The organism is Streptomyces sp. NPDC040545 (assembly GCF_055595065.1).
The window spans coordinates 146,323-171,736 of sequence record NZ_JBVIWA010000016.1 but is presented as its reverse complement, the minus strand read 5'-3'; the positions used below and the strand labels follow the sequence as shown (position 1 = coordinate 171,736).

The 25,414-nt window shown below is 70.1% G+C and carries 20 protein-coding genes; 8 read left to right on the top strand and 12 right to left on the bottom strand.

Features of this window, described 5'->3' with window-relative positions; all coding sequences use genetic code 11:
* Positions 1-2: 2 nt before the first annotated feature.
* The 3 genes from ACZ573_RS27540 to ACZ573_RS27530 all read right to left on the bottom strand — a co-directional run bounded on the left by ACZ573_RS27540 (position 3) and on the right by ACZ573_RS27530 (position 2,839).
* The gene (locus tag ACZ573_RS27540) at positions 3-611 is read right to left on the bottom strand and encodes a hypothetical protein (RefSeq protein ID WP_471308778.1); all 609 of its coding nucleotides are present in this window, start codon (positions 609-611) and stop codon (positions 3-5) included.
* 179 nt (positions 612-790) lie between these two features.
* On the bottom strand, positions 791-1,687 hold the full coding sequence (locus tag ACZ573_RS27535; RefSeq protein ID WP_202202287.1) for a tRNA (adenine-N1)-methyltransferase: 897 nt from the start codon (positions 1,685-1,687) through the stop codon (positions 791-793).
* 18 nt (positions 1,688-1,705) lie between these two features.
* Positions 1,706-2,839 carry a site-2 protease family protein gene (locus ACZ573_RS27530; protein WP_471308861.1) on the bottom strand — a complete coding sequence of 378 codons (1,134 nt, stop codon included), beginning with the start codon at positions 2,837-2,839 and terminating at the stop codon, positions 1,706-1,708.
* Positions 2,840-3,060: 221 nt separating this feature from the next.
* Between ACZ573_RS27530 and ACZ573_RS27525 the strand changes: the two genes are divergently transcribed.
* Positions 3,061-3,954, top strand: a complete 894-nt coding sequence (locus ACZ573_RS27525) for a RecB family exonuclease (protein ID WP_471308775.1) — start codon at positions 3,061-3,063, stop codon at positions 3,952-3,954.
* A gap of 64 nt (positions 3,955-4,018) precedes the next feature.
* Entirely contained in the window at positions 4,019-4,690 is a 672-nt protein-coding gene (locus ACZ573_RS27520) for a response regulator (RefSeq protein WP_030016364.1), read from the top strand.
* A 104-nt stretch (positions 4,691-4,794) separates the two neighbouring features.
* Here ACZ573_RS27520 and ACZ573_RS27515 read toward each other — a convergent pair whose 3' ends face one another.
* From ACZ573_RS27515 to metH, 4 genes are all read right to left on the bottom strand, one after another.
* On the bottom strand, positions 4,795-6,378 hold the full coding sequence (locus ACZ573_RS27515; protein ID WP_471308772.1) for an ABC transporter substrate-binding protein: 1,584 nt from the start codon (positions 6,376-6,378) through the stop codon (positions 4,795-4,797).
* A 71-nt stretch (positions 6,379-6,449) separates the two neighbouring features.
* The gene (locus ACZ573_RS27510; protein ID WP_471308769.1) at positions 6,450-8,054 is read right to left on the bottom strand and encodes an ABC transporter substrate-binding protein; all 1,605 of its coding nucleotides are present in this window, start codon (positions 8,052-8,054) and stop codon (positions 6,450-6,452) included.
* Between the two features lie 581 nt (positions 8,055-8,635).
* Positions 8,636-9,337, bottom strand: a complete 702-nt coding sequence (locus ACZ573_RS27505) for an HAD family hydrolase (protein ID WP_471308767.1) — start codon at positions 9,335-9,337, stop codon at positions 8,636-8,638.
* A gap of 113 nt (positions 9,338-9,450) precedes the next feature.
* A complete protein-coding gene (gene metH / locus ACZ573_RS27500) occupies positions 9,451-12,975 on the bottom strand; it encodes a methionine synthase (protein ID WP_471308766.1) in 3,525 nt (1,174 codons plus the stop codon).
* Positions 12,976-13,252: 277 nt separating this feature from the next.
* On the opposite strand from metH, the gene ACZ573_RS27495 reads away from it, so the two are divergent.
* From ACZ573_RS27495 to ACZ573_RS27475, 5 genes are all read left to right on the top strand, one after another.
* On the top strand, positions 13,253-14,020 hold the full coding sequence (locus ACZ573_RS27495) for an IclR family transcriptional regulator (RefSeq protein ID WP_382538375.1): 768 nt from the start codon (positions 13,253-13,255) through the stop codon (positions 14,018-14,020).
* Between the two features lie 313 nt (positions 14,021-14,333).
* Positions 14,334-15,116, top strand: coding sequence for an MIP/aquaporin family protein (locus tag ACZ573_RS27490; protein ID WP_301372187.1), 783 nt, complete (start codon positions 14,334-14,336; stop codon positions 15,114-15,116).
* 81 nt (positions 15,117-15,197) lie between these two features.
* Positions 15,198-16,724 (top strand): glycerol kinase GlpK, encoded by a 1,527-nt coding sequence (glpK, locus tag ACZ573_RS27485; RefSeq protein ID WP_390801643.1) that lies wholly within the window; start codon positions 15,198-15,200, stop codon positions 16,722-16,724.
* A gap of 41 nt (positions 16,725-16,765) precedes the next feature.
* On the top strand, positions 16,766-18,373 hold the full coding sequence (locus ACZ573_RS27480; protein WP_301372185.1) for a glycerol-3-phosphate dehydrogenase/oxidase: 1,608 nt from the start codon (positions 16,766-16,768) through the stop codon (positions 18,371-18,373).
* Positions 18,374-18,500: 127 nt separating this feature from the next.
* A complete protein-coding gene (locus tag ACZ573_RS27475) occupies positions 18,501-19,526 on the top strand; it encodes a PAC2 family protein (RefSeq protein ID WP_471308762.1) in 1,026 nt (341 codons plus the stop codon).
* 293 nt (positions 19,527-19,819) lie between these two features.
* Here ACZ573_RS27475 and mshC read toward each other — a convergent pair whose 3' ends face one another.
* The 4 genes from mshC to ACZ573_RS27455 form a co-directional block, all read right to left on the bottom strand.
* On the bottom strand, positions 19,820-21,049 hold the full coding sequence (gene mshC, locus ACZ573_RS27470) for a cysteine--1-D-myo-inosityl 2-amino-2-deoxy-alpha-D-glucopyranoside ligase (protein ID WP_471308759.1): 1,230 nt from the start codon (positions 21,047-21,049) through the stop codon (positions 19,820-19,822).
* Between the two features lie 110 nt (positions 21,050-21,159).
* Positions 21,160-22,011: an SCO1664 family protein gene (locus ACZ573_RS27465; protein ID WP_471308758.1), complete on the bottom strand. Its 852-nt coding sequence runs from the start codon at positions 22,009-22,011 to the stop codon at positions 21,160-21,162.
* On the bottom strand, positions 21,975-22,565 hold the full coding sequence (locus tag ACZ573_RS27460) for a DUF3090 domain-containing protein (protein ID WP_030011536.1): 591 nt from the start codon (positions 22,563-22,565) through the stop codon (positions 21,975-21,977). Before ACZ573_RS27460 ends, ACZ573_RS27465 begins: the two co-directional genes overlap by 37 nt.
* A 79-nt stretch (positions 22,566-22,644) precedes the next feature.
* A complete protein-coding gene (locus tag ACZ573_RS27455) occupies positions 22,645-23,364 on the bottom strand; it encodes a histidine phosphatase family protein (protein ID WP_471308755.1) in 720 nt (239 codons plus the stop codon).
* Between the two features lie 54 nt (positions 23,365-23,418).
* Here ACZ573_RS27455 and corA point away from each other — a divergent pair, with 54 nt between their 5' ends.
* On the top strand, positions 23,419-24,411 hold the full coding sequence (corA, locus tag ACZ573_RS27450; RefSeq protein WP_471308753.1) for a magnesium/cobalt transporter CorA: 993 nt from the start codon (positions 23,419-23,421) through the stop codon (positions 24,409-24,411).
* Here the strand turns inward: corA and ACZ573_RS27445 are convergent.
* A complete protein-coding gene (locus ACZ573_RS27445; protein WP_471308751.1) occupies positions 24,389-25,219 on the bottom strand; it encodes a ferritin-like domain-containing protein in 831 nt (276 codons plus the stop codon). The two genes, corA and ACZ573_RS27445, sit on opposite strands and share 23 nt — an antisense overlap.
* Positions 25,220-25,414: the final 195 nt, after the last annotated feature.

The following is a 25,414-nucleotide window of genomic DNA, read 5'->3' as shown; positions in this document are numbered from 1 at the left end:
CTTCAAACACTCCTGGCGGCCGAGTCCGTCAGCTCCTGGCGGAATTTTCCGTCGCGCCAGCGCCACTTGGCGAGCTGTTTCGTGTCGGGGCTGTAGCGGGGTACGTCGGGTGAGGAGTAGCCGACGAGGGTTGCCGTGACGAGTCCGTCGCGCACGGTGAGCTCGGTGGCGGTCTGTCGTCGCGCGGTGTCGAGCAGGGTGGCGACGACGCGGGCGGCGCCGCCTGCCCGGTCCCGGGTGAGTACGTAGATCGCGTGGGGCGGGGTGCCGGAGCCGGCGTCGCAGCGGACGGCGGCAACGGTCTCGGGGCGGCCGTCGCCGTCGAGGTCGCCCTGGGCGCTGGTGGTGACGGTCTGCGGGGCGCCCTTGCAGTCGAGGGGGTAGGTGACGCCCGCCGGGTCGGGCGCGGTGGCCTGGGGGCCCTTCGCGGGGGTTTCCGCGGTGCTCGCGGTGGTGCCGGTGGCCGGGGTGCCGGTGGCGGGCTGTACGAGTCCTGCGGCGGCTATGACGGCTGCCATGGCGGTGGCCGTGGCGAGCCAGTGGACGGGCCTGGTGCGGCTGTGCTCCAGGGTGTGCGGGAGCGGGGCCGTCTCGGCGTGGCTGTGCGGCACGCGGGGTGTCTCCTGTGCGAAGGGTGACGGGGAGCCAGCATCGTGCCACACCTCACAGGGCGGTGGAACGGCTGGGTCCGGGGCTGGTGCACGGGACAACGAAAAGGCGCTGTGGCGCAGTTCCCGGGTGGGTCGGGGGAACTGTGCCACAGCGCCTTTGTGTTGGGTCTGCGGGGCCGTTATGCGGAGCGGTCGCTGCCGGGGCCGTCGTAGTCCTCGCCGTAGGCGCCCTTGGCGGGGCGGCGGCGGCGCATGGGGGGCTCGACGCCGTCCGCGAGGCGGCGGGCGGTGACGAGGAAGCCGGTGTGGCCGATCATCCGGTGGTCCGGGCGGACGGCGAGGCCTTCCACGTGCCAGTTGCGGATCATCGATTCCCAGGGCTGCGGCTCGGCGAAGCAGCCGATCTCGCGGATGGACTCGACGGTCTTGGACAGCTGGGTGGTGGTCGCCACGTAGCAGCAGAGGATGCCGCCGGGGACCAGGGCCTTCTTGACCGCCTCCAGGCACTCCCAGGGGGCGAGCATGTCGAGGATCACGCGGTCGACGTCGGTCTCGTCCAGGTTGTCCTGGAGGTCGCCCACGGTCAGCTTCCACGCCGGGTGGGGGCCGCCGAAGTACCGCTCGACGTTGGCGGTGGCGATCTCGGCGAAGTCCGCGCGGCGCTCGTAGCTGTGGAGCATGCCCTGGTCGCCGATGGCGCGCAGCAGGAAGCTGCTCAGGGAGCCGGAGCCCACTCCCGCTTCCACGACGCGGGCGCCGGGGAAGATGTCGGCGAAGGCCAGGATCTGGCCCGCGTCCTTGGGGTAGACCACGGCGGCGCCGCGGGGCATGGACAGGACATAGTCGGGGAGCAGGGGGCGCAGCGCGAGGTATGCGACGTTGCCCGTGGTGCGGACAACGCTGCCTTCGGGAGCACCGATCAGCTCGTCGTGCGGGAAGGAACCCTTGTGGGTGTGGAAATTCTTCCCGGCTTCGAGCGTGAACGTGTAGTGGCGGCCCTTGGGGTCGGTGAGCTGTACCTGGTCCCCGACCTCGAAGGGCCCGCGTCGGCGGGCGGCACCGGTCGGTTCGGACATGTGACCAGTGTATTGGCTTCAGGACTGGGGCCGTGCCATGGCCTTCACGAAGGCCTTTTCGACGTCGAGGGTGGACAGGACGCCGTAGATGGCGCCGCCGTGTTCGAGGACGAGGTATTCGGTGGCGGGGGTGGCGCGGAGGTGGTCGAGGAGTTCTTCGCCGGTGAGGTCCGCTGAAACCTTCATGCCGTCGGTGAGGTCCTGGGCGAGGGTGCTGACGGCGACCCAGGGGCGGCGGTGTTCGGGGACGGAGGCGATGGCGGTTTCGCGGACGATGGCGGTGGGGTCGCCTTGTCCGTCGACGACGACGAGGGCGCGGGCGCCGGCTTCGTTGGCGCGGCGGAGGGCTTCGGAGAGGGGGGTGGCGTTCTCGACGGGGATGGCGCGTCGGGTGAGGGTGCGGGCGCGCAGTTCGGGGAGGTGTTCGCGCAGGCGGGCCATGCGCAGGCTGTTGCCGGCGCCGGTCCAGATGATGCCGGCGAGGATGGCGGCGAGCAGGGCGTCCATGACGGTGTTCATGCCGCCGATTTCCTCGGTGCGGTTGCCGAGGACTCCGGTGTGGGTGAGGAGGGGGAGGCCGAGGAGGACGGCGAGGGCGAGGCCGCGGCCGACCCAGGCGGCGGCGACGGTGCCGGCCATGGGTTTGCCGGTGATGCCCCAGATGACGGCGCGGAGCATGCGGCCGCCGTCGAGGGGGAGGCCGGGGAGCAGGTTGAAGGCGGCGACCAGCAGGTTGGAGATCATCAGGCCGGCGAGGAGGACGCCGGGGACGGTGGCCGGGTCGACGGCTTTCATGCCGAGGTAGAAGGCTCCGGTGAGGAGGAGGGAGAGCAGGGGGCCGACGAAGGCAAGGACGAATTCGCGGCCGGGTGTCTCGGATTCCTTCTCGATCTCGGAGACTCCGCCGAAGAACTGGAGCTGGATGCGGCGCACGGGGAGCTTGAAGCGGAGGGCTGCGACGGTGTGCGCGAGTTCGTGGACCAGAACGGAGGCGTAGAAGGCGACGGCGAAGAAGAGGGAGACGAGGTAGCGGACGGGTCCGAGGTCGGGCAGGACGCGGTCGAGCTGGTCGCCGAAGACCCAGGTGATGAGGGCGGCGACGAGGAACCAGCTGGGCGAGACGTAGACGGGTACGCCGAAGGGGCGGCCCATGAGGAGTCCGCCGCCCGGTCGGGAGCGGCCGCCCGAGCGCTCGCCGGTTTCGTCGGTGTCTGCCACGGCTGTCCTTCGTTCGGTGCTGGTGTTTCCAGTGTGTTCTGTTCGCGTACGGGGTGGTGCTGTAGCGGGTTGTGATGCTCCGATCATGCAGTGCGAGGGGGCTTGGCGTCGATGGTATGCGCGTCCTGTCGGTGGCGGGTCGTAGGGTTTTGTCCATGACGACGAGCCCCGGTGCTGTGCCTGGCGCAGCCGATGCCGATGCGCGGAGCGCTGTGGCGCCCTCTTCGCTCTCCCCTTCGCGGGCGAGCGATTTCATGCAGTGCCCTCTTCTGTACCGGTTCCGGGTGATCGACAGGCTGCCGGAGAAGCCCAGTGCCGCTGCTACCCGCGGGACGCTGGTGCATGCGGTGCTGGAGCGGCTTTTCGATCATCCGGCGCAGGAGCGGACGGCGCCGCGGGCGAAGGCGCTGGTTCCGGGGCAGTGGGACCGGTTGCTGGAGTCGAAGCCGGAGCTGACGGAACTGTTCCCGGAGGGTGACGAGGGGGCGGGTCTGGCGCGGTGGCTGACGGAGGCCGAGGCGCTGGTCGAGCGGTGGTTCACGCTGGAGGACCCGACGCGGCTGGAGCCGGTGGAGCGGGAGTTCTTCGTGGAGACGGAGCTGGAGTCGGGGCTGCGGCTGCGCGGGATCATCGACCGGGTGGACGTGGCGCCGACGGGTGAGGTGCGGATCGTCGACTACAAGACGGGGAAGGCGCCGCGGCCGGAGTATGCCGAGGGTGCGCTGTTCCAGATGAAGTTCTACGCGCTGGTGGTGTGGCGGCTGAAGCAGGTGGTGCCGCGGCGGCTGCAGCTGGTGTATCTGGGCAGTGGGGATGTGCTGACGTACGACCCGGTGGTGGCGGATCTGGAGCGGGTGGAGCGCAAGCTGCTCGCGTTGTGGGAGGCGATCCGGGAGGCGACGGAGTCCGGTGTGTGGCGGCCGCGGCCGACGAAGCTGTGCGGCTGGTGTGATCATCGGGCGGTGTGTCCGGAGTTCGGCGGCACTCCCCCGCCCTATCCTCTGGTGATCTCCCCGCGGCCGGGGACGGAGCGCCCGGCGGAATCCTGATCTTGGTGTCAGGGCAGAATGGACGGGCCCGCCGTAGCCGTCCGACGAATACGAGGTAGACCCCGTGGCGATCCGCGTCCTTCTGGTCGACGACCAGCCGCTGCTGCGCACCGGCTTCCGGATGATCCTGGAGGCGGAGGAGGACCTGGCGGTGGTCGGTGAGGCCGGGGACGGTCTGCAGGCGCTGGACCAGGTGCGGGCGCTGCAGCCCGATGTGGTGCTGATGGACATCCGGATGCCGCGGATGGACGGGGTGGAGGCGACCCGGCAGATCACCGGTCCGGAGCGCGACGGGCCGGCGAAGGTGCTGGTGCTGACCACGTTCGATCTGGACGAGTACGTGGTGGAGGCGCTGCGGGCGGGGGCGAGCGGGTTCCTGCTGAAGGATGCGCCGGCGAACGAGCTGGTGCAGGCGATCCGGGTGGTCGCGGCGGGTGAGGCGATGCTCGCGCCGAGTATCACGCGGCGGCTGCTGGACAAGTACGCGGGGCATCTTCCGTCGGGTGAGGAGAGCCTTCCGAACACCTTGGGGACGCTGACCGAGCGTGAGGTCGAGGTGCTGAAGCTGGTGTCGCGGGGGCTGTCGAACGCGGAGATCGCGGCGGATCTGTTCGTGAGCGAGACGACGGTCAAGACGCATGTGGGGCACGTGCTGACGAAGCTGGGGCTGCGGGACCGGGTCCAGGCGGCGGTGTACGCGTACGAGAGCGGTCTGGTGCGCCCCGGGGCCCAGTAGGCCGGGCGGGGCGCGCATGCACGAAGGGGGCCGTACGTGACATCACGTACGGCCCCCTTCGGTTGGTGCCGGGCCCGCGCTGCGGCGGGCCCGGCTCCGGTGGCTCAGCCCTTGCTGATCTCCCAGAAGCGGAAGACGGTGGAGGCGTCGAGGGACCACTGCAGGCCGCTCACGTTCTGGCGGGTGACGGCGTACTGCTTGCCCTGCCAGAGCGGGATGAGCGGGAGCTCGTCGGCGACGATGTCCTGGAGGCGGTTGTAGTCGGTGTTGGCCGCGGTGCGGTCGGACTTCGCGGAGGTCGACGGGATGATCGTCCCGGTGATCTCCTTGTTCTCGTAGTTGTTGTTCAGCACGTTGTCCGGGCCGAAGAACGGCTGCGTGAAGTTGTCGGCGTCCGGGTAGTCGGGCACCCAGCCCTTGACGTACACGCCGTACTTGCCGGCCTGGATGTCCTTCTCGTACTGCTCGTACTCGACGGACTTGACGTCGGCGTCGAAGAGACCGCTGTCGTTGAGCTGCTTGGCGATGACCTCGAACTGCTGGTCCGTGGAGGGGCCGTAGCGGGACGGGGTGGAGTACAGGGTCAGCTTGACCTTGCCGTTGATGCCGCCGGCCTTGAGGACGGCCTTGGCCTTCTCGGGCTGGGGGGTGCCGCCGTAGCGGTCGAAGAAGGGGGTCGTGTGGCCGGCGATGCCGGTCGGCACGATGGAGTAGAGCGCGGTGGCGGTGCCCGCGTACACGTCCCGGACGAGGGCTTCGCGGTCGATGAGGTAGGCGATGGCCTTGCGCACGGGGAGCTTGCCGACGACGGGGTCGTTGACGTTGAACACCATGTGCTCGACCTCGGCGCCGGTGCCCTGGACGACGTCGACCTTGTTGTCGCCGGTCTTGCTGGAGGCGAGGGCGGCGATGTCCTTGGCGGCGAGGCCGCGGAAGGCGAAGTCGACGTCGCCGCTCTCCAGGACGGTCTTGAGGCCGGCCTGGTCGCCGTTGAAGAACTTCAGCGTGACGCCGGTGTTCTTGGCCTTGGCCTTGCCGCTGTAGGACTCGTTGACGGAGAAGGTGGCGCTCTTCTCGCCGAAGGAGTCGAGCTTGTAGACGCCGGAGCCGACGGCCTTGTTGTCGGCGCGCAGCTTGTCGGCCGGGTACTCGGTGTGGTCGACGATGGAGCCGGCGCCCGAGGCGATCTTGCTGGGGAAGGTGGCGTCGGAGGTCTTGAGCTTGAAGACGACGGTCTTGTCGTCCGGGGCGTCGATGCTCGCGATGGACGCGAGCATCACGGCCGGGCCGTTCGCGTCGTTGATCTTCAGAGTGCGCTCGAAGGAGAACTTGACGTCCTTCGAGGTGAGGCTGTGGCCGTTGCTGAACTTCAGGCCGTCCCGCAGGGTGCACTTGTAGAGCTTGCTGTCGGCGCCCTCGAAGCCGCAGGCCTGGGCGGCGTCGGGCTCGGGGGTGGTGCCGCCCTTGGGGAAGCTCAGCAGCGACTGGAAGACGTTGTTGAACAGCAGCCAGGAGCCCGGGTCGTAGCCCGATGCCGGGTCGACGGACTTCACCTTGTCGGATATGCCCATGACCACGCCCTTGCCGCTGCCGGCATTGGAGCCATCGGTCGAACCGCAACCGCTGAGCAGCGCGGCGGCGGTGGCTGCGCCGAGCGGGGCCGCCAGCCACTGGTTACGTCGATTCACGCGAACGTCCTTCACAGTCGAACTGTTTCGTTGGTCCGGCCCGCGACTTCCGCTGCCGGTCGTTGCCTTGCTCAGCCGCTTACGCCACGGCCGAGCTCCCACAGCTGGAGGTCGGAGATGGCGTTGACCGACCACTCCACTCCGGTGATCCCGTCGCGTGCGGCGACGTACTGCTTGCCCTGCCACAGGGGCAGGACGGGCACGTCCTCGGCGACGATGTCCTGTATCTCCGTGATCGCGGAGACGGCGACCGTACGGTCGACCGCCCGCCGGGATTCGGGGATGAGCTTGCTGCGTACGGCGTTGTTCGCGTACGGCGTGCCCAGGAAGTTGTCCTGCTCCAGGAACGGGGCGAGGAAGTTGTCGGCGTCCGGGTAGTCGGGGAACCAGCCGAGCCCGTAGGCGGGGTGGTCTCCCTTCTTCTGGGCGGGGCGGAAGTCCGCCCACTCGCTGCCCTGGACGGTGATGTCGAACAGGCCGGTGGAGTTCAGCTGGGCCTTGAGGGCCTCGAACTCGGCGGCCGTGCCGTCGCCGTAGTGGTCGCTGGTGTAGTGCAGGGTCAGCTTGACCGGGGTCTTGATCCCGGCCTCCTTCAGCAGGGCGGCTGCCTTGGGCGTGTTGGCGTCGCCGTACTTGTTGTAGAAGGAGTTGACGTGGCCCGTCACGGTGGTGGGGACCAGCGAGTAGAGCGGCTGGGCGGACTTGCCGTAGACCTTGGAGATGAGCTGGCCGCGGTCGACGGCGGCGGCGAGCGCCTGCCGTACGGCCTTGTCCTTGACGACCGGCGCGTCGGTGTTGAAGCCGAGGTAGCGGATCTCCAGGCCGGGCATCGGGACCAGCTTGACGCCCTTGGGCGGCTGGGCGCTGAACTCGGTGATCTGGGCGGGCGACAGGGTGCGGGAGACCATGTGGATCTTCCCGTCGGTGAGTGCCTTGCCCATGGCCGGGGAGTCGGGGTACGTGCGCAGCTCGACCTTGTCGTTCTGCAGCTTGATGTCGCCCTTGTAGTGCGGGTTCTTGGTGAAGACGGCGCGGACCAGCCGGTTGCCCTTGACCTCGGCCTTCATCGTGTACGGGCCGGAGCCGTCCACGGCGAAGCCCTCGCGGAGCTTCTTGGCGTCGTAGTTCTTCTCGCTGACGATGCCGGCGGCGGGGGTGGAGAGCTTGAACGGGAAGGTCGCGTCCGGGGTCTTCAGGTGGAAGACGACGGTGTCGGCGCCCTTGACCTCGACGTTGTCGAGGGTGGAGAGCAGCGAGGAGGGGCCGTTCTCGTCCTTGATGGCGAGGACGCGGTCGATGGAGAACTTGACGTCCTTGGCGGTGAGGGGCTCACCGTCGGCGAACTTCAGACCGGGGCGCAGGGTGCAGCGGTAGCTCTCGTTGCCGGCGTCGGTGAAGCGGCAGGCGGAGGCTGCTTCGGGGACGGGCTGGCCGCCGCCGCGCGGGGTGTGCATCAGCGTCTGGACGGTCTGGCGCAGGATGTTCCAGGCGCCGGCGTCGTAGGCGTAGGCCGGGTCGAAGGGGGCGGGAGCGAAGTCTGCGGCCTCGAACCGATCGGTGGTTCCGACGACGATCGCTGCGGATCCTGCTCCTCCACCGCTCGCGCTGCCGCAGGCGGCCAGCGCGGGGGTGAGCAGTCCGGCCGCGGCCGTCAGCACCATGGTCTTGCGGTTCATGCTGGAAGTACTCCCTGTAACCGGCACTTGTTCAAAGCGGCGTAGAGGGCACTTCGCGGCGGTCGCCCGTTCGGGGCGGAACGATCGGGCCGGTGTTGTGACGATCGGTCCACGCGTTCCCGGCACAGGGGTGTGTGCCGGGGACGACTGAGGTGCGGCGTAGTGCCCGCGTCGACACTAGTGGCCCGGGACGGGATGGCTGGAACTGACCGGACTTGAGGCGTAATCGCACCGTGATCGGAGCGAACTGCCTGTTCACGTGCAGGGCTGCGCAGATTCGGTCAGGGGCTGATCAATGTGGACACATTGGAAGCCGTGGGGGCCCCGGGATGGACCCGTGGAGGGTGCGGAGCGTGAGCAAGGTCACGCTGCGCAACAACCCCAGAGGGGATGGAATTTCAGCCTCCGGGGCCCGTGACGGAAGATCCTTCCGCCAGGGTGCAGCCAGGCGGCATTCCGTTCGGCACGGAGCGTGTTCGGGAGGTGCCGGTGCGTGGCAATGCATACCGATGTGGACCAGTGCATGCCGATGTGTCCGCTTGGGTGGAGTGCGGGCCCGCCGGAGGGCGGGGTCGTCACTCTCAGTTCATGGGGGCGATGAGCGAGCGCAGGAACGCCAGGTCCACGTCCTCCAGCGAGCGGACGACCGTGCGCCCGGGGGCGGGTTCGATCACGCCGACCGAGGGGATGGCCACGACCCGGCACCCGGCGGCCTCGGCGGCCGCCACCCCGGTGTGGGTGTCCTCGATGACCGCGCACCTCGAGGGGTGTGCACCCAGGGAGCGCGCGGCGAACAGGTACGGGTCGGGATGCGGCTTGGTACGGGCCACCTCGTCGCCGGCGACGGTCATCGTGAAGCGGTCGCGGCCGAGGGTGAGCAGGACCTGGTCGATGACCCGGCGGTGGGAGGCGGAGACGAGCGCGGTGGGCACGTTGTGCCGGGCGAGCTCGGACAGCAGCCGCTCGGCACCGGGCATCAGCGGCACCCGGTCGGCGATGCGGGCCGCGAACCGCTCGTTGAGCAGGACGCTCAGCTCGGCGAGGCCGATGGCGGCGCCGGTCGACTCGATCAGGAAGGTCGCGCTGCGGCTCATGGGGCCGCCGACGACCACGTCGCGCCAGGACTCCTCCAGGCGGTGGCCCAGCTCCTGGAAGATCTCCGCCTCGATCTCCCACCAGAAGCCTTCGGTGTCGACGAGGGTGCCGTCCATGTCGAGCAGCACCGCCTGCAGGGCAGAACCGTCGGCCGTACGGGCGACGGGGGCGGGAACGGTGCTCGTCATGCGCATGCCTCTCAGAAGGGACGAGAAGGCCGGTCACCTCTTCCGCGGGGCATACCACCCCGGGGAACAGGCGACCGGCCTGTATGGGACCGACAAGTGTACGTCGGTGGAGCTCAGCGTGCGTTGAAATACTTCGCTTCGGGGTGGTGAATCACGATCGCGTCGGTGGACTGCTCCGGGTGGAGCTGGAACTCCTCCGACAGGTGGACGCCGATCCGCTCCGGCTCCAGGAGGTCTGCGATCTTCGCGCGGTCCTCCAGGTCGGGGCAGGCCCCGTAGCCGAGCGAGAAGCGGGCACCGCGGTACTTGAGGTCGAACATGTCCTCGACCTTCGCCGGGTCCTCGCCGCCGAAGCCGAGCTCGGCGCGGACGCGGGCGTGCCAGTACTCGGCCATGGCCTCGGCGAGCTGGACCGAGAGGCCGTGCAGCTCCAGGTACTCGCGGTAGGAGTCCGACTCGAACAGCTTGGCCGTGGCCTCGCCGATCCTGGAGCCGACGGTGACCACCTGGAGGCCGACGACGTCGGTCTCGCCGGACTCCTCGGGACGGAAGAAGTCGGCGAGGCACAGGCGCCGGCCGCGGCGCTGGCGCGGGAAGGTGAAGCGGGTCCGCTCGTTGCCGGCCTCGTCGAGGATGATCAGGTCCTCGCCCTTGGAGACGCAGGGGAAGTACCCGTAGACGACCGCGGCTTCGAGCAGGTTCTCGGTGTGCAGCTTGTCCAGGAGGCCGCGCAGCCGCGGACGGCCCTCGCTCTCGACGAGCTCCTCGTACGTGGCTCCGCCCGCGCGGGCCTGCTTGAGGCCCCACTGGCCCTTGAAGAGGGCGCCCTCGTCGAGCCAGGAGGCGTAGTCCTTGAGCGGGATGCCCTTGACCACGCGGGTGCCCCAGAACGGCGGGGTGGGGACCGGGTTGTCGACCGAGACGTCGGAGCGGCCTCCGGGCTCCTCGGCCTCGTCGGTCTGGAGGTCCGGGCCCCCCGGTGCCGCAGTGCGCTTGGCGACGCGGCGCTGCTTGAGCTCGGGCAGGGTCGCGCCGGGGACACCGCGCTTGACGGCGATGAGGGCGTCCATCAGGCGCAGGCCCTCGAAGGCGTCACGGGCGTAGCGGACCTCGCCCTCGTAGATCTCGTGGAGGTCCTGTTCGACGTAGGCGCGGGTGAGGGCGGCGCCGCCGAGGATCACCGGGTAGTCGGCGGCCAGCTTGCGCTGGTTCAGCTCCTCCAGGTTCTCCTTCATGATCACGGTCGACTTCACGAGCAGGCCGGACATGCCGATGACGTCGGCCTTGTGCTCCTGCGCGGCTTCGAGGATCGCGGAGACGGGCTGCTTGATGCCGATGTTGACGACGTTGTAGCCGTTGTTGGTGAGGATGATGTCGACGAGGTTCTTGCCGATGTCGTGGACGTCGCCGCGGACGGTGGCGAGCACGATCGTGCCCTTGCCCTCGTCGTCGGTCTTCTCCATGTGCGGTTCGAGGTAGGCGACGGCCGTCTTCATGACCTCGGCGGACTGCAGGACGAAGGGGAGCTGCATCTGGCCGGAGCCGAAGAGCTCGCCGACGACCTTCATGCCCTCCAGGAGGGTGTCGTTGACGATGTCGAGGGCGGGGCGGGTCACCAGGGCCTCGTCGAGGTCGGCCTCCAGGCCGTTCTTCTCGCCGTCGATGATGCGGCGCTGCAGTCGCTCGTCCAGGGGCAGGGCGAGGAGTTCCTCGGCGCGGCCGGCCTTGAGCGACTTGGTGTTGACGCCCTCGAAGAGGGCCATCAGCTTCTGCAGGGGGTCGTAGTCGCCCTCGCGCCGGTCGTAGATCAGGTCGAGGGCGGTGGTGACCTGCTCCTCGTCGAAGCGGGCGATCGGCAGGATCTTGGAGGCGTGGACGATGGCGGAGTCCAGGCCGGCCTTGACGCACTCGTCGAGGAAGACCGAGTTCAGCAGGACGCGGGCGGCCGGGTTGAGGCCGAAGGAGATGTTGGACAGGCCGAGGGTGGTCTGGACGTCCGGGTGGAGCCGCTTGAGCTCGCGGATCGCCTCGATCGTGGCGATGCCGTCCTTCCGGGACTCCTCCTGGCCGGTGCAGATCGTGAAGGTCAGGGTGTCGATGAGGATGTCCGACTCGCGGATCCCCCAGTTGCCCGTCAGGTCCTCGATGAGCCGTTCGGCGATGGCGACCTTGTGCTCGACGGTGCGGGCCTGGCCCTCCTCGTCGATGGTCAGCGCGATGAGCGCGGCGCCGTGCTCCTGGGCCAGTCGGGTGACCTTGGCGAAGCGGGACTCGGGTCCGTCGCCGTCCTCGTAGTTCACGGAGTTGATGACCGCGCGGCCGCCGAGCTTCTCCAGGCCCGCCCGGATGACGGGGACCTCGGTGGAGTCCAGGACGATGGGCAGGGTGGAGGCGGTGGCGAAGCGGCCGGCGAGCTCCTCCATGTCGGCGACGCCGTCGCGGCCCACGTAGTCCACGCAGAGGTCGAGCATGTGCGCGCCCTCGCGGATCTGGTCGCGCGCCATCTCCACGCAGTCGTCCCAGCGGGCCTCCAGCATGGCCTCGCGGAACTTCTTGGAGCCGTTGGCGTTGGTGCGCTCACCGATCGCCATGTACGAGGTGTCCTGGCGGAAGGGCACGGTCTGGTAGAGCGAGGCGGCGCCGGGCTCGGGCTGGGGGGTGCGCTCGGTGATCGCCGTGCCGCGGACGCGCTCGACGACCTGGCGCAGGTGCTCGGGGGTGGTGCCGCAGCAGCCGCCGACCAGGGAGAGCCCGTACTCGCGGACGAAGGTCTCCTGGGCGTCGGCCAGCTCGGGGGCGCTGAGCGGGTAGTGCGCGCCCTGCTTGGTCAGGACGGGCAGGCCGGCGTTGGGCATGCAGGAGATCGGGATGCGGGCGTTGCGCGCGAGGTAGCGCAGGTGCTCGCTCATCTCGGCGGGGCCGGTGGCGCAGTTCAGGCCGATCATGTCGATGCCGAGCGGCTCCAGCGCGGTCAGGGCCGCGCCGATCTCCGAGCCGAGGAGCATGGTGCCGGTGGTCTCGACGGTGACGGAGCAGATCAGCGGGACGGTGACGCCGAGGGCCTCCATGGCCCGGCGGGCACCGATGATCGAGGACTTCGTCTGCAGGAGGTCCTGGGTGGTCTCGACGAGCAGCGCGTCGGCGCCGCCGGAGAGCAGGCCCTCGGCGTTGATCTGGTAGGCGTCGCGGATCTGGGCGTAGCTGATGTGGCCGAGCGTGGGGAGCTTGGTGCCGGGGCCCATGGAGCCGAGGACCCAGCGCTGCTGGCCGGTGGAGGCGGTGAACTCGTCGGCGACCTCGCGGGCGATGCGCGCGCCGGCCTCCGACAGCTCGAAATTGCGTTCGGCGATGTCGTACTCGGCGAGCGCCGCGTAGTTCGTGCCGAAGGTGTTGGTCTCGACGCAGTCCACGCCCACCGAGAAGTACGCCTCGTGGACGGAGCGCACGATGTCGGGGCGGGTGATGTTGAGGACCTCGTTGCAGCCTTCGAGCTGCTGGAAGTCCTCCATGGTGGGGTCCTGCGCCTGGAGCATCGTTCCCATGGCTCCGTCGGCGACGACCACACGGGTCGCGAGCGCCTCCCGGAGGGCATCGGCCCGGGTCTGGGTGTCAGCGGGCAAGGTGGGCAACGAAGCCATGGTTGTGCTCCCTGGGATGCGACGGCTGTCGGCTTTGCACCCCCTCTGTGTCAAGGGTGCACGCGGCCAGGGTAACCGCGAGGCACCCGCCCCGGTGTGGGTGTCCCACGTGGCGGACTGCATTCTGTGGCGAGGACTTTCCCGGGGGTGTCCCGGCGGCGGGTACGGCGAACAGCTGTCCGACGGTGCGCAAGGTCGACATCGACCGATACTGTTCAGCATTGTCGAACCGCGTCAAGATGGTCAGTACTACCGAAGGTCTGCAGGAGGCTGCGCGATGGCACGGAACATCCAGTCGCTCGAACGAGCCGCTGCGATGCTGCGACTCCTGGCGGGCGGCGAACGCCGGCTGGGACTCTCGGACGTGGCGTCCTCGCTGGGCCTGGCCAAGGGCACGGCCCACGGCATCCTGCGCACCCTGCAGGCCGAGGGCTTCGTGGAGCAGGACCCGGCCTCCGGCCGGTACCAGCTGGGCGCGGAGCTGCTGCGCCTGGGCAACAGCTACCTCGACGTGCACGAACTGCGCGCCCGCGCCCTGGTGTGGACGGACGACCTGGCCCGGGCGAGCGGCGAGAGCGTGTACGTGGGCGTGCTGCACCAGAGCGGGGTGCTGATCATGCACCACGTGTTCCGGCCCGACGACAGCCGTCAGGTGCTGGAGGTCGGGGCCATGCAGCCGCTGCACTCGACCGCCCTGGGCAAGGTGCTCTCCGCCTACGACCCCGTGGCGCACACCCAGGCGCACGAGGTCGAGCGCGAGGCCTTCACCCCCCGCACGGTCACGGACGGTCCCGGCTTCGAGGAGATCCTGGGCCTGACCCGGGCGCGCGGCTGGGCCTCCGACGTCGAGGAGACTTGGGAGGGCATCGCCTCGGTGGCGGCGCCGATCCACGACCGGCGCCGGATGCCGGTCGGCGCGGTGGCGGTCGCGGGCGCCGTGGAACGGGTCTGCGGCGAGGCCGGAGAGCCCCGTGCGGCCCTGGTGGCGTCGGTGCGGGACTGTGCGCGCGCGGTTTCACGCGATCTCGGCGCGGGCCGGTTCTGAGCTTCCTTTAACAGGTCCAGGCCACACCCTGGCCTCTCTATGCCCATTTTTCGCCAGAAGCCGACCATGGGATGGCTGGTTTTGGCTGATCGCACCTACTGGTAACGATCCGACACTTTGGCCTGGCCGACCCTTGACGCGTTCTTCACTTGGGCGGAAAACTGCCGTTCATCGGTCGGCATTGTCGAACACCTACCGGCAATACGCGCTAGGATGCGACAAGGCCACGGACCGGTGCAGCACTCACCGAGTGCGCGGAACCACCGGAGGGACCCGGTGTCCGCTCACCCCTGGACGTACAAAGGAGTCGCGGGTGTCCAGCTCCGACATCTTCATCGGCGAGACCATCGGTACCGCCCTGCTCACACTGCTCGGCGGTGGCGTCTGCGCCGCAGTGACACTCAAGAGCTCCAAGGCCCGCAATGCGGGCTGGCTCGCCATCACGTTCGGCTGGGGTTTCGCCGTACTGATCGCCGCCTACGTCTCCGCGCCGCTGTCCGGTGCGCACCTGAACCCGGCGGTCACCGTCGGCATAGCCGTCACGAGCGGCGAGTGGGGTGACACCCCGGTCTACTTCGCCGGCCAGCTGCTGGGCGCGATGCTCGGAGCGGTCCTGATGTGGATCACCTACTACGGACAGTTCCGCGTCCACCTGGCCGACCCGGAGCACATCCGCGACGCCAAGCTCGGTCCCGAGGACCCGCACCCGCACGATGTGGCCGGCCCGGTGCTCGGCATCTTCTCCACCGGCCCCGAGATCCGTAACGTCGTGCAGAACCTTGCGACCGAGATCATCGGTACCGCCGTCCTGATCCTGGCGATCCTGACCCAGGGCCTCCAGGACGGCGGCAAGGGCCTCGGTGTCATCGGCGTCCTGATCACCTCGTTCGTGGTCGTCGGCATCGGTCTCTCGCTCGGTGGCCCGACCGGCTACGCCATCAACCCGGTGCGCGACCTCGGTCCGCGTATCGTTCACGCCCTGCTGCCGCTGCCCAACAAGGGCGGCTCCGACTGGGGTTACTCCTGGATCCCGGTGGTCGGCCCGCTCGTCGGTGCCGCGCTCGCCGGTGGTCTCTACAACATCGCGTTCGCCTGATCAGCAGTACCGGCAAGATCGTAAGATCCGCACCGCCCTCCTGATTCCGCCTACTCACCCGACCTGCCAGGAGCAGCCAACATGACCACCAGCACCGGCCCCTTCATCGCCGCGATCGACCAGGGCACGACCTCCTCCCGCTGCATCGTCTTCGACCGCGACGGCCGCATCGTCGCCGTCGACCAGAAGGAGCACGAGCAGATCTTCCCGAAGCCGGGCCAGGTCGAGCACGACGCCACCGAGATCTGGACCAACGTCCAGGAGGTCGTGGCCGGCGCGATCGCCAAGGCGGAGATCACCGCCGCGGACGTCAAGGCCGTCGGCATCACCAACCAGCGCGAGACCACGGTCCTGTGGGACCGCCACACCGGCGAGCCGGTGCACAACGCGCTGGTCTGGCAGGACACCCGCACCGACGCCCTGTGCAAGGAGCTCGGCCGCAACGTCGGCCAGGACCGCTTCCGCCGCGAGACCGGCCTGCCGCTGGCGAGCTACTTCGCCGGCCCGAAGGTCCGCTGGCTGCTCGACAACGTCGAGGGCCTGCGGGAGCGCGCCGAGGCCGGCGACATCCTCTTCGGCACCATGGACTCGTGGATCATCTGGAACCTCACGGGTGGCCCGCAGGGAGGTGTGCACGTCACGGACGTCACCAACGCCTCGCGCACCATGCTGATGAACCTGCACACCCTGGCCTGGGACGACAAGATCGCCGAGTCCATGGGCGTCCCGCTCAACGTCCTTCCGGAGATCAAGTCCTCCGCCGAGGTCTACGGCCACGTCAAGGAGGGCGTCCTCGCCGGTGTCCCGGTCGCCTCGGCGCTCGGTGACCAGCAGGCCGCCCTCTTCGGCCAGACCTGTTTCGCCGAGGGCGAGGCCAAGTCCACGTACGGCACCGGAACGTTCATGCTGATGAACACCGGCGACAAGATCATCAACTCCTACAGCGGCCTGCTGACCACGGTCGGCTACCAGATCGGCGACCAGAAGCCGGTCTACGCGCTGGAGGGCTCCATCGCCGTCACCGGCTCGCTCGTCCAGTGGATGCGCGACCAGATGGGCCTGATCAAGTCCGCGGCCGAGATCGAGACCCTGGCCTCGTCGGTCGAGGACAACGGCGGCGTCTACTTCGTGCCGGCCTTCTCCGGCCTCTTCGCCCCGTACTGGCGCTCCGACGCCCGCGGCGTGGTCGCCGGCCTCACCCGGTACGTCACCAAGGCGCACATCGCCCGTGCCGTCCTGGAGGCCACCGCCTGGCAGACCCGCGAGATCACCGACGCCATGACCAAGGACTCGGGCGTCGAGCTCGCCGCCCTCAAGGTCGACGGCGGCATGACCTCCAACAACCTGCTGATGCAGACGCTCTCGGACTTCCTGGACGCCCCCGTGGTGCGCCCGATGGTCGCCGAGACCACCTGCCTCGGCGCCGCCTACGCCGCCGGCCTGGCCGTCGGCTTCTGGCCCGACACCGACGCCCTGCGCGCCAACTGGCGCCGCGCGGCGGAGTGGACCCCGCGGATGCCCGCCGACCAGCGGGACCGCGAGTACAAGAGCTGGCTCAAGGCCGTGGAGCGGTCCATGGGCTGGGTCGACGACGAAGACGCCAGCTGACCGCACTCAGCTGAGTCAATCGACGAGGAGCTAAGAGAGATATGAGCAGCCTGCAGAGCGTTCCCGCACTGGGCACGCACCCGACCGCCGGTGCCAACGTCAGCCGCGCCCAGACCCGTGAGCAGCTGTCGAAGGCCACGTACGACCTGCTGGTCATCGGTGGTGGAATCCTGGGCACCTCCGTGGCGTGGCACGCCGCGCAGTCGGGCCTGCGGGTTGCCATGGTGGACGCCGGCGACTTCGCCGGCGCCACCTCCTCGGCCTCCTCCAAGCTCGTCCACGGGGGCTTGCGCTACCTGCAGACCGGCGCGGTCAAGCTGGTCGCCGAGAACCACCACGAGCGGCGGGTGCTGGCCAAGGACGTGGCCCCGCACCTGGTCAACCCGCTCACCTTCTACCTGCCGGTCTACAAGGGCGGTCCGGTGGGTGCGGCCAAGCTGGGCGCGGGCGTCTTCGCCTACTCCGCCCTCTCGGCCTTCGGCGACGGCATGGGCAAGGTCATATCCCCCGCCCGTGCCGTCGCCGACAACCCGGGTCTGAAGACGGACAACCTCAAGGCCGTCGCGGTCTACTACGACCACCAGATGAACGACTCCCGCGTCGCCGTCATGACGGTCCGCGCGGCCGTCGAGTCGGGCGCGGTCGTCCTCAACCACGCCGAGGTCACCGGACTGCGCAAGACGCGCGGCCGGGTCACCGGTGCCGAGCTCAAGGACCGTCTCGACGGCACCGAGTTCGGGGTCGACGCGCGCGTCGTGCTCAACGCCACCGGCCCGTGGGTGGACCACCTGCGGCGCATGGAAGACAAGCACTCCATGCCGTCGATCCGCCTCTCCAAGGGCGCGCACATCGTCATGAAGCGCAAGTCGCCGTGGAAGGCCGCCATGGCCACCCCGATCGACAAGTACCGCATCACCTTCGCCCTCCCGTGGGAGGACCAGCTGCTGCTCGGCACCACCGACGAGGTGTACGAGGGCGACCCGGCGGACGTGCGCGCCACCGAGTCCGACATCGCGCAGATCCTGGACGAGGCGGCCTTCTCGGTGAAGGACGCGGACCTGGACCGCTCGCTGATGACGTACGCCTTCGCGGGCCTGCGCGTGCTGCCCGGCGGTCCCGGCGGCGTCGAGAAGGCCAAGCGCGAGACGGTCGTCTCCGAGGGCGCCGGCGGCATGCTGTCGGTGGCCGGCGGCAAGTGGACGACGTACCGCCACATCGGCCGTGTGGTCATGGACAAGCTGGCGAAGCTCCCGGGCAGCCCGCTGACCGAGGACATGGAGCCGGTGAAGTCGCTGGTGCGCCGGATCGCGCTGCCCGGTGTCGCCAACCCGAACGCGGTCGCGCACCGGCTGCTGGTGGACCGGGAGCCGGGGACGCGGATGGACCCGCTGACGGCCCGCCACCTGGCTTCCCACTACGGCTCGCTGGCCTTCGACATCGCGCGCATCGCGAACGAGGACCCGGCGCTGGCCGAGCGGATCCACCCGGACGGTCCGGAGATCTGGGCGCAGGTCGCCTACGCCCGTGACAACGAGTGGGCCGAGACGGTCGACGACGTGCTGCGCCGCCGTACGACGGTGACGATCCGCGGCCTGGACGACGAGTCCGTACGTGCCCGGGTCGAGGAGATGCTGGGCCGCAAGGCATAGCTCCTGCGCAGGTGGGGAAGAGGGGCGGTTCCGAGGGGAACCGCCCCTCTGTCGTGGGCTGTGGCCGGTGCCTCATCAAGGCTTAGGCTGACCCACGTACGCAAGGGAACTTCGGAAGGAGACCTGGGTGATCGAGCTTGAGGGCGTGCCCGAGCTGATCGACCCGGTCATGGTGGCCGCGTTCGAGGGCTGGAACGACGCGGGTGACGCGGCCTCCGGTGCGGTCGCACACCTGGACCGGGAGTGGAAGGGCGAGGTCTTCGCGGCACTCGACGCCGAGGATTACTACGACTTCCAGGTCAACCGGCCGACGGTGTGGCTGGACAACGGGGTACGGAAGATCACGTGGCCGACGACACGGCTGTCGGTGGTCCGGATCGGCGGTGCCAAGCCGCGCGACCTGGTGCTGGTGCGGGGAATCGAACCGTCCATGCGGTGGCGGTCGTTCTGCAACGAGATCCTCGGGTTCGCGCACGAGCTGGGCGTGGAGATGGTGGTCATCCTGGGCGCGCTGCTCGGGGACACCCCGCACACCCGGCCGGTGCCGGTGAGCGGGGTCACCTCGGACGCGGACCTGGCGCGGACGATGGACTTGGAGGAGACCAAGTACGAGGGCCCGACGGGCATCGTGGGCATCCTGCAGGAGGCCTGTACGCACGCGGGTGTCCCGGCGGTGTCCCTGTGGGCGGCGGTGCCGCACTACGTCTCCCAGCCGCCGAACCCGAAGGCGACGCTGGCCCTGCTGAACCGGCTGGAGGATCTGATCGACATCCGGATCCCGCTGGGCGAGCTGCCGGAGGACGCGCGGGCGTGGCAGCTGGGCGTGGACCAACTGGCCGCCGAGGACAGCGAGGTGGCGGAGTACGTCCAGACGCTGGAGGAGGCGCGGGACACGGCCGATCTGCCGGAGGCCTCGGGCGACGCGATCGCCCGGGAGTTCGAGCGGTACCTGCGGCGGCGTGACCCTGCGGCGGGCCCGGAGACGGCCACGGACACGGGTTCGTACTTCCGGGACCTGTCCGGTGGCCGCCCCACGCCGAAGCCGAAGCCGGACGACACGCCGGACCAGGACGCCCCGCCGGGGCCGGACGGCGCCGCGGACGGTCCCGCCGAGGGCGACGGGGAAGGCGACGGGGAGACCCCCGGGACCTAGTGTCAGTACGCCCTGCTGGGATACGGGTTGCCGTTCCGAGAGAGGGAAGCAGGACACGTACCACCCCGCCCCGGCCGTTCGACGTCGCTTCGGTGTTCCCGGAGCTCGCGGGGATGTCCCGGACCGCCACCCGGCTGCACCCGGGGCCCGGCGCGCCCACCGTGCACGAGAACGTGTGCCCCGCCGATCCCCGGCACCCGCCGGTGACCGTCGTGCGGTGACGTGACGCGGTGAACGAGGAAGCGCGCCCCCGGCACCCGGCCGGGAGCGCGCTTCCTCGTGTGCCTGTCCTGCTAGAGGGCCACGCCCAGGAGGGCGTCCACGGTCCGGGAGACCAGGCCCGGGGCCGACTCGTCGTCGCCGTCGGTGGCGTTCTGGAGCTCCACCCAGCGGTCCACGGCCGCCAGCGCCGCAGGGGCGTCCAGGTCGTTCGCCAGGGCCTCGCGGACCTCTTCGAGCACCGCGTCCGCCGGGATGCCGTCCGGCCGGGACACGGCCGCGCGCCAGCGCTCCAGCCGGGCCACGGCCTCGGCGAGGACCTCGTCGGTCCACTCCCAGTCGGCCCGGTAGTGGTGCGACAGCAGCGCGAGGCGGATCGCCGCCGGGTCCACCCCGGAGCGCCGCAGCGCCGACACGAAGACGAGGTTGCCCTTCGACTTCGACATCTTCTCGCCGTGCAGCGCCACCATGCCCGCGTGCACGTACGCCTTGGCCATCGGGAACTCGCCCGTCAGTGCCTGTGCGTGCGACGCGCCCATCTCGTGGTGCGGGAACGCCAGGTCGGAGCCGCCGCCCTGGATGTCGAAGCCCATGCCCAGGTGGTCCAGGGCGATCGCCACGCACTCGATGTGCCAGCCCGGCCGGCCGCGGCCCAGCGAGCCGCCGTCCCAGCTCGGCTCGCCCGGACGCGCGGCCATCCACAGCATCGGGTCCAGCGGGTTCTTCTTGCCGGGCCGGTCGGGGTCGCCGCCCCGCTCCGCCGAGAGCAGCCGCATCGCCTCGGCGTCGAGGTGCGAGACCCCGCCGAAGTGCGGGTCGGCCTCGACCGAGAAGTAGGTGTCGCCGTCCAGTTCGTACGCCGCGCCCGCGTCCCGCAGCCGCTCGACCAGCGGCACGATTCCGGGTATGGCCTCGACGGCTCCGATGTAGTGCTGCGGGGGCAGCATCCGCAGGGCCGTCATGTCCTCGCGGAAGAGTGCGGTCTCGCGCTCCGCCAGCGCGGTCCAGTCCTGGTCGTCGCGCAGCGCCCGCTCCAGGAGCGGGTCGTCCACGTCCGTGACGTTCTGGACGTAGTGGACCTGCCGCTTGGTGTCGAGCCACACGCGTTGCACGAGGTCGAACGCGTTGTAGGTCGCCGCGTGACCGATGTGGGTCGCGTCGTACGGAGTGATGCCGCAGACGTAGATGCGGGCGACGGGACCGGGGGCGAGGGTGATCGTCCACTGGGTCGCGGTGTCGTGGATCTGGAGGTCGCGGCCCTTGCCAGGAAGGGCGGGGACCTCAGAAGCGGGCCAGGCATGCATGTGTCGAGCCTAACCGGACTGATGTTCCGGAAACGAACTGGACCTGCACTGTTGTCTTGATCGGCACTCTTGCGGTCTGGCCGGTTCTGTGCGTATGGCCGATGGCTGATTCAGACCGGTGGCCAGGGGATCGCCGGCCACTGTCCGGACGGCTGGGGATGGGTTCCGGTGCGCAGCAGGTGCTCCACCCGGTCCCGTACGGCGGCCAGCTCGGCCGGCGTGATCAGTTCGGCCAGCCGGGTGGCGAGCGGGGCTCCCTCGGCCAGGCCCTCGGCCAGGGCGGCCAGCACCTCGCGCGCCTCGTCGGTCAGCGGCTCGCCCGCCCAGCCCCACAGGAGGGTGCGCAGCTTGTCCTCGGCGTGGAAGGTCACACCGTGGTCGATGCCGTAGAGCCGTCCGTCGGGCGCCGGCAGCAGGTGGCCGCCCTTGCGGTCGCCGTTGTTGATCACGGCGTCGAGGACGGCGAGCCGGCGCAGCCGGGGGTCGTCGGCGTGCACGAGCAGCGCGGTGCGGCCTTCGCCGACCTCGGCGAGGGCGACGGCCTTCCAGCCCTCCCCCGCCTCCTCGCCGTCGACGAGCCCGAGGAGCGCACCCAGCGGGGAGTCCTCGTCCGGCTGCTCCGCGTCGATCCACCGCTGGACCATGCCCTCGCCGTACGGCCCGTCGCGCAGCACAGTGGCGGGGATCAGGCCCCATCCGGTGGCCTCGGAGATCAGGTAGGCGGCGACCTCCCGGCGGGCGAGGTTCCCGTCGGGGAAGTCCCACAGCGGCCGCTCGCCCTTGACCGGCTTGTACACGCAGTCGGCGCTCACGCCCCCGTACGTGACGCTGCACAGCAGGACCGCGTTGGACGCCTCGCGGATCCGGCCTATGACGGTGAGCTCGCCCTGGGCGAGCAGTTCCTCCATCTTCTCCCCCGTGTCCGTCACGCCTGGCGCCGGTAGCCGTTCTGGCGCGGGCACACGTGCCCCTCCGGGTCCAGCGGGAGGCTGCACAGCGGGCACGGCGGGCGGCCGGCGTTGACGACGTCCAGGGCCCGCTTGGCGAAGGCCCGGGCCTGGGCGCCGGTGAGGCGGACCCGCAGCATCGGCGGGCCGTTCTCCTCGTCCTGGAGCAGCCGCTCCTCGGCCTCGGCGAGGTCCTCGTCGGAGTCGGCGTCGAGTTCGACCAGCGCCTGGGCCTCGACGATCATGCGCTGTTCCTCGCCGTCCCAGGCCAGGGCCATGGTGCCGACGCGGAACTCCTCGTCGACCGGGACGTCCAGCGGCGCGGTGTCGGCGGCCTCGGCGGGGGCGACGGCCGGGACCGGGGCGTTGCCCCCGGTCCGCCGTACGACCTCGTCCAGCAGTTCGTCCATCCGCTCGGCCAGCGCTGCGACCTGGGTCTTCTCCAGGGAGACGCTGGTGACGCGGGGGCCGGCGGAGGCCTGCAGGAAGAACGTACGGCGCCCCGGCAGACCGACCGTGCCGGCCACGAAGCGGTCCGGGGGGTCGTAGAGGAACACCTGACGGGGCACGTCCAGTCTCCAAGTCTCGGCGGCAGGGGGCAGGTCTGCGCCCTTGTTGTTGGCCCGTCCACCCTACTGCGCCGGGCGATCAAGCCGCGCCCGCACCGCCTCCCACGACGGCGTTCCCGGCGTCTTCGGTGTCTTTGTCCGATGCGACCGTCTCGGGTGCGGCGGGGCGCCGGACGAGCGATCCGAAGTCCCCGGTGTCGCCGAGCCGGAACACGAAGGGGCGGGTGGGGGTGTACCGGACGGCGGTCACCGAGCAGGGGTCGACGTGGATGCGCTGGAAGAGGTCCAGGTGCATGCCCAGGGCGTCCGCGACAAGGGACTTGATGATGTCGCCGTGCGAGCACATGAGGAAGACGGCGTCGCTGCCGTGCTCCTGCTCGATCCGCGCGTCCCAGTCGCGTACGGCCTCCACGGCGCGCGCCTGCATGGCGCGCATGGACTCGCCGCCGGGGAAGGCGGCGGCCGACGGGTGCTGCTGGACGATCTTCATCAGCGGTTCGTCGGAGAGCTCGGACAGTTTGCGGCCGGACCATTCGCCGTAGTGGCACTCACCGATCCGCTCGTCGGTGTGCACTTCCAGCTCCGGCCGGGCGGCCAGCAGGGGTGCGAGGGTCTCCCGGCAGCGCTGCAGCGGGCTGGTGACGGCGGCGGCGAGCGGTACGCCCGCCAGCCGGCCGGGCAGTGCGGCGGCCTGCTCCGCGCCGCGCTCGTCGAGGGCCACTCCGGGGGTCCATCCGGCGAGCAGCCCAGCGGTGTTGGCGGTGGACCGCCCGTGTCGTACGAGGATCAGCGTGGCCATGGGGCCAGCGTATGCGCTGCCGCGGGTGTGCGGGCGGGCCGTGGGCAGGGAAGAATGCCCCGCGTGATTGTGGACTGCGCGATTTACCGGGACGGCCGCCGTACCGAGGGACCGGACGATTTCTCGGACGCCCTCGACGAGGCGCGGGCGACCGGTGACGCCTTCCTGTGGATCGGCATGCACGAGCCGACGGCGAAGGAATTCGACCACGTCAGCCAGGAGTTCGGTCTGCACCCGCTGGCGGTGGAGGACGCGCTGACCGCGCACCAGCGCCCGAAGCTGGAGGTGTACGACGATTCGCTGTTCGTCGTCCTCAAGCCGGTGCGGTACGACGAGGACACGGACACGGTGACCGCGGGCGAGCTGATGGTCTTCATAGGGGACTCGTTCGTCGTCACGGTCCGGCACGGCGAGGGGGCCCCGCTGGCAGCCGTGCGCCACCGGCTGGAGCAGGAGCCGGACGTGCTGCGGCAAGGCCCGACGGCGGTGCTGTACGCGGTGTCCGACGCGGTGGTCGACCACTACATCGAGGTGGCGGCCGAGCTCCAGGGGGACCTGGAGGAGCTGGAGGCCGAGGTCTTCGCCCCGAACGCCTCGGACACCAAGAACACCGCCGCCCGGATCTACGGGTTCAAGCGGCAGGTGCTGGAGTTCCGGCGGGCGACGAGCCCGCTGCTCCAGCCGATGGACCGGCTGGCCTTCGGGGAGGTCCCCTTCGTCCACGAGCACGCCCAGCCGTTCTTCCGTGATGTCGCCGACCACCTGACCAAGGCGAACGAGTACATCGAGGGCCTGGACCGGCTGCTGTCGGACGCGCTCGCCGCGCACCTCGCGCAGATGGGCCTCCGGCAGAACGACGACATGCGCAAGATCTCGGCCTGGGCGGCGATGGCGGCCGTCCCCACGATGGTCGCGGGGATCTACGGGATGAACTTCGACCACATGCCGGAGCTGCGGCACGCCTGGGGCTATCCGGCGGTGCTGGTGGTCATGGCGGGGGCGTGCCTGGGCCTGCACCGGCTGTTCAAGCGCCGGGGCTGGCTCTGAGTTCCCTTTCGCGGGGGGCGTAGGCGAGACCGCCCGCGGCGGCCGGTGCGCCGCCGAGGGCGTCCAGGCGCTCCGGCAGCCGCAGGTTCACCATCCGGTGCCAGCCGCTGAACCGCTCGTACGCGTACATCGCGCGGATGCCGGCGGCCAGCGCGGCCGCCTTCGGGGCGGGCCAGTGCAGCAGCCGTCCCATGTGGCTCATGACGGCGAGGCTCACGTCGCGGTAGACGGAGATCTCGGCGAGCGCGCTCTCGCGGAGCACCCGATGGATGGTCCGGCCGTGGCCGGAGCGGGCCAGGCGCAGCAGTTCCTCGTGGCAGTAGGCGAGGTGGTTGTCCTCGTCGTGGCTGATCATGTGGATCGCCTTGCCCACCTCGGGGTGGTGGCCGAAGTACCTGACCAGCATGTCCATCTGGTCGGCGGCGCGCTGTTCGGTGACGCGGCTGTGCGCGAGGTAGACGACGATGTCCTCCTCGGTCAGTGGCACCTCGCGGCGGAGCTTCTCGTGCGCGAGGCCGATGCCGCGGCGCTCCAGCAGCATCGTGTAGTCGGTCTCGGCGGGTACCGGGACGGCGGGCAGGCCGCGCTTGCGGAGCAGGGCGTGGAAGATCCGGCCGTGCTTGTCCTCGTCGGCGCCGTGCCGGGTGATCTTGGGCGCGAGGTCGCGCATGCCGTCCGGCACCAGGGCGGCGATACGGGCGTTCTCCCAGCCGCCCTGGGTCTCCCCGCTGGCGGCGATGGAGCAGAACAGCTGGAAGGAGTCGTCGTTGTCGACGATCTCCTGGAACAGGCTGCGGGCAGAGAGCATGGAACGAGTCAAACGCCGGTGGGCGGGGCGGGCAACCGACGGGTCGCACCGCTCGTCCGAATGAACGAAATCGGCGGTTGGGCCGCCACGCGTAACCCGGCGGGCGTCCCAGGCGTTGTTCGCTGTGTCGGCCGTGGCGGGGAAGACCCCCCGAGCCCCCACCACGGCCGCAGAAGCTCCGGTCGGCGCGGATCC

What these genes read in the sequence shown, in the direction of transcription:
- ACZ573_RS27535 (WP_202202287.1), bottom strand. Translation starts at nt 1,687, where the DNA reads ATGTCCGAACCGACCGGTGCCGCCCGCCGACGCGGGCCCTTCGAGGTC.
- ACZ573_RS27530 (WP_471308861.1), bottom strand. Translation starts at nt 2,839, where the DNA reads ATGGGCCGCCCCTTCGGCGTACCCGTCTACGTCTCGCCCAGCTGGTTC.
- ACZ573_RS27525 (WP_471308775.1), top strand. Translation starts at nt 3,061, where the DNA reads ATGACGACGAGCCCCGGTGCTGTGCCTGGCGCAGCCGATGCCGATGCG.
- ACZ573_RS27510 (WP_471308769.1), bottom strand. Translation starts at nt 8,054, where the DNA reads ATGAACCGCAAGACCATGGTGCTGACGGCCGCGGCCGGACTGCTCACC.
- ACZ573_RS27505 (WP_471308767.1), bottom strand. Translation starts at nt 9,337, where the DNA reads ATGACGAGCACCGTTCCCGCCCCCGTCGCCCGTACGGCCGACGGTTCT.
- metH (WP_471308766.1), bottom strand. Translation starts at nt 12,975, where the DNA reads ATGGCTTCGTTGCCCACCTTGCCCGCTGACACCCAGACCCGGGCCGAT.
- ACZ573_RS27495 (WP_382538375.1), top strand. Translation starts at nt 13,253, where the DNA reads ATGGCACGGAACATCCAGTCGCTCGAACGAGCCGCTGCGATGCTGCGA.
- glpK (WP_390801643.1), top strand. Translation starts at nt 15,198, where the DNA reads ATGACCACCAGCACCGGCCCCTTCATCGCCGCGATCGACCAGGGCACG.
- ACZ573_RS27480 (WP_301372185.1), top strand. Translation starts at nt 16,766, where the DNA reads ATGAGCAGCCTGCAGAGCGTTCCCGCACTGGGCACGCACCCGACCGCC.
- mshC (WP_471308759.1), bottom strand. Translation starts at nt 21,049, where the DNA reads ATGCATGCCTGGCCCGCTTCTGAGGTCCCCGCCCTTCCTGGCAAGGGC.
- ACZ573_RS27455 (WP_471308755.1), bottom strand. Translation starts at nt 23,364, where the DNA reads ATGGCCACGCTGATCCTCGTACGACACGGGCGGTCCACCGCCAACACC.
- corA (WP_471308753.1), top strand. Translation starts at nt 23,419, where the DNA reads ATGCCCCGCGTGATTGTGGACTGCGCGATTTACCGGGACGGCCGCCGT.
- ACZ573_RS27445 (WP_471308751.1), bottom strand. Translation starts at nt 25,219, where the DNA reads ATGCTCTCTGCCCGCAGCCTGTTCCAGGAGATCGTCGACAACGACGAC.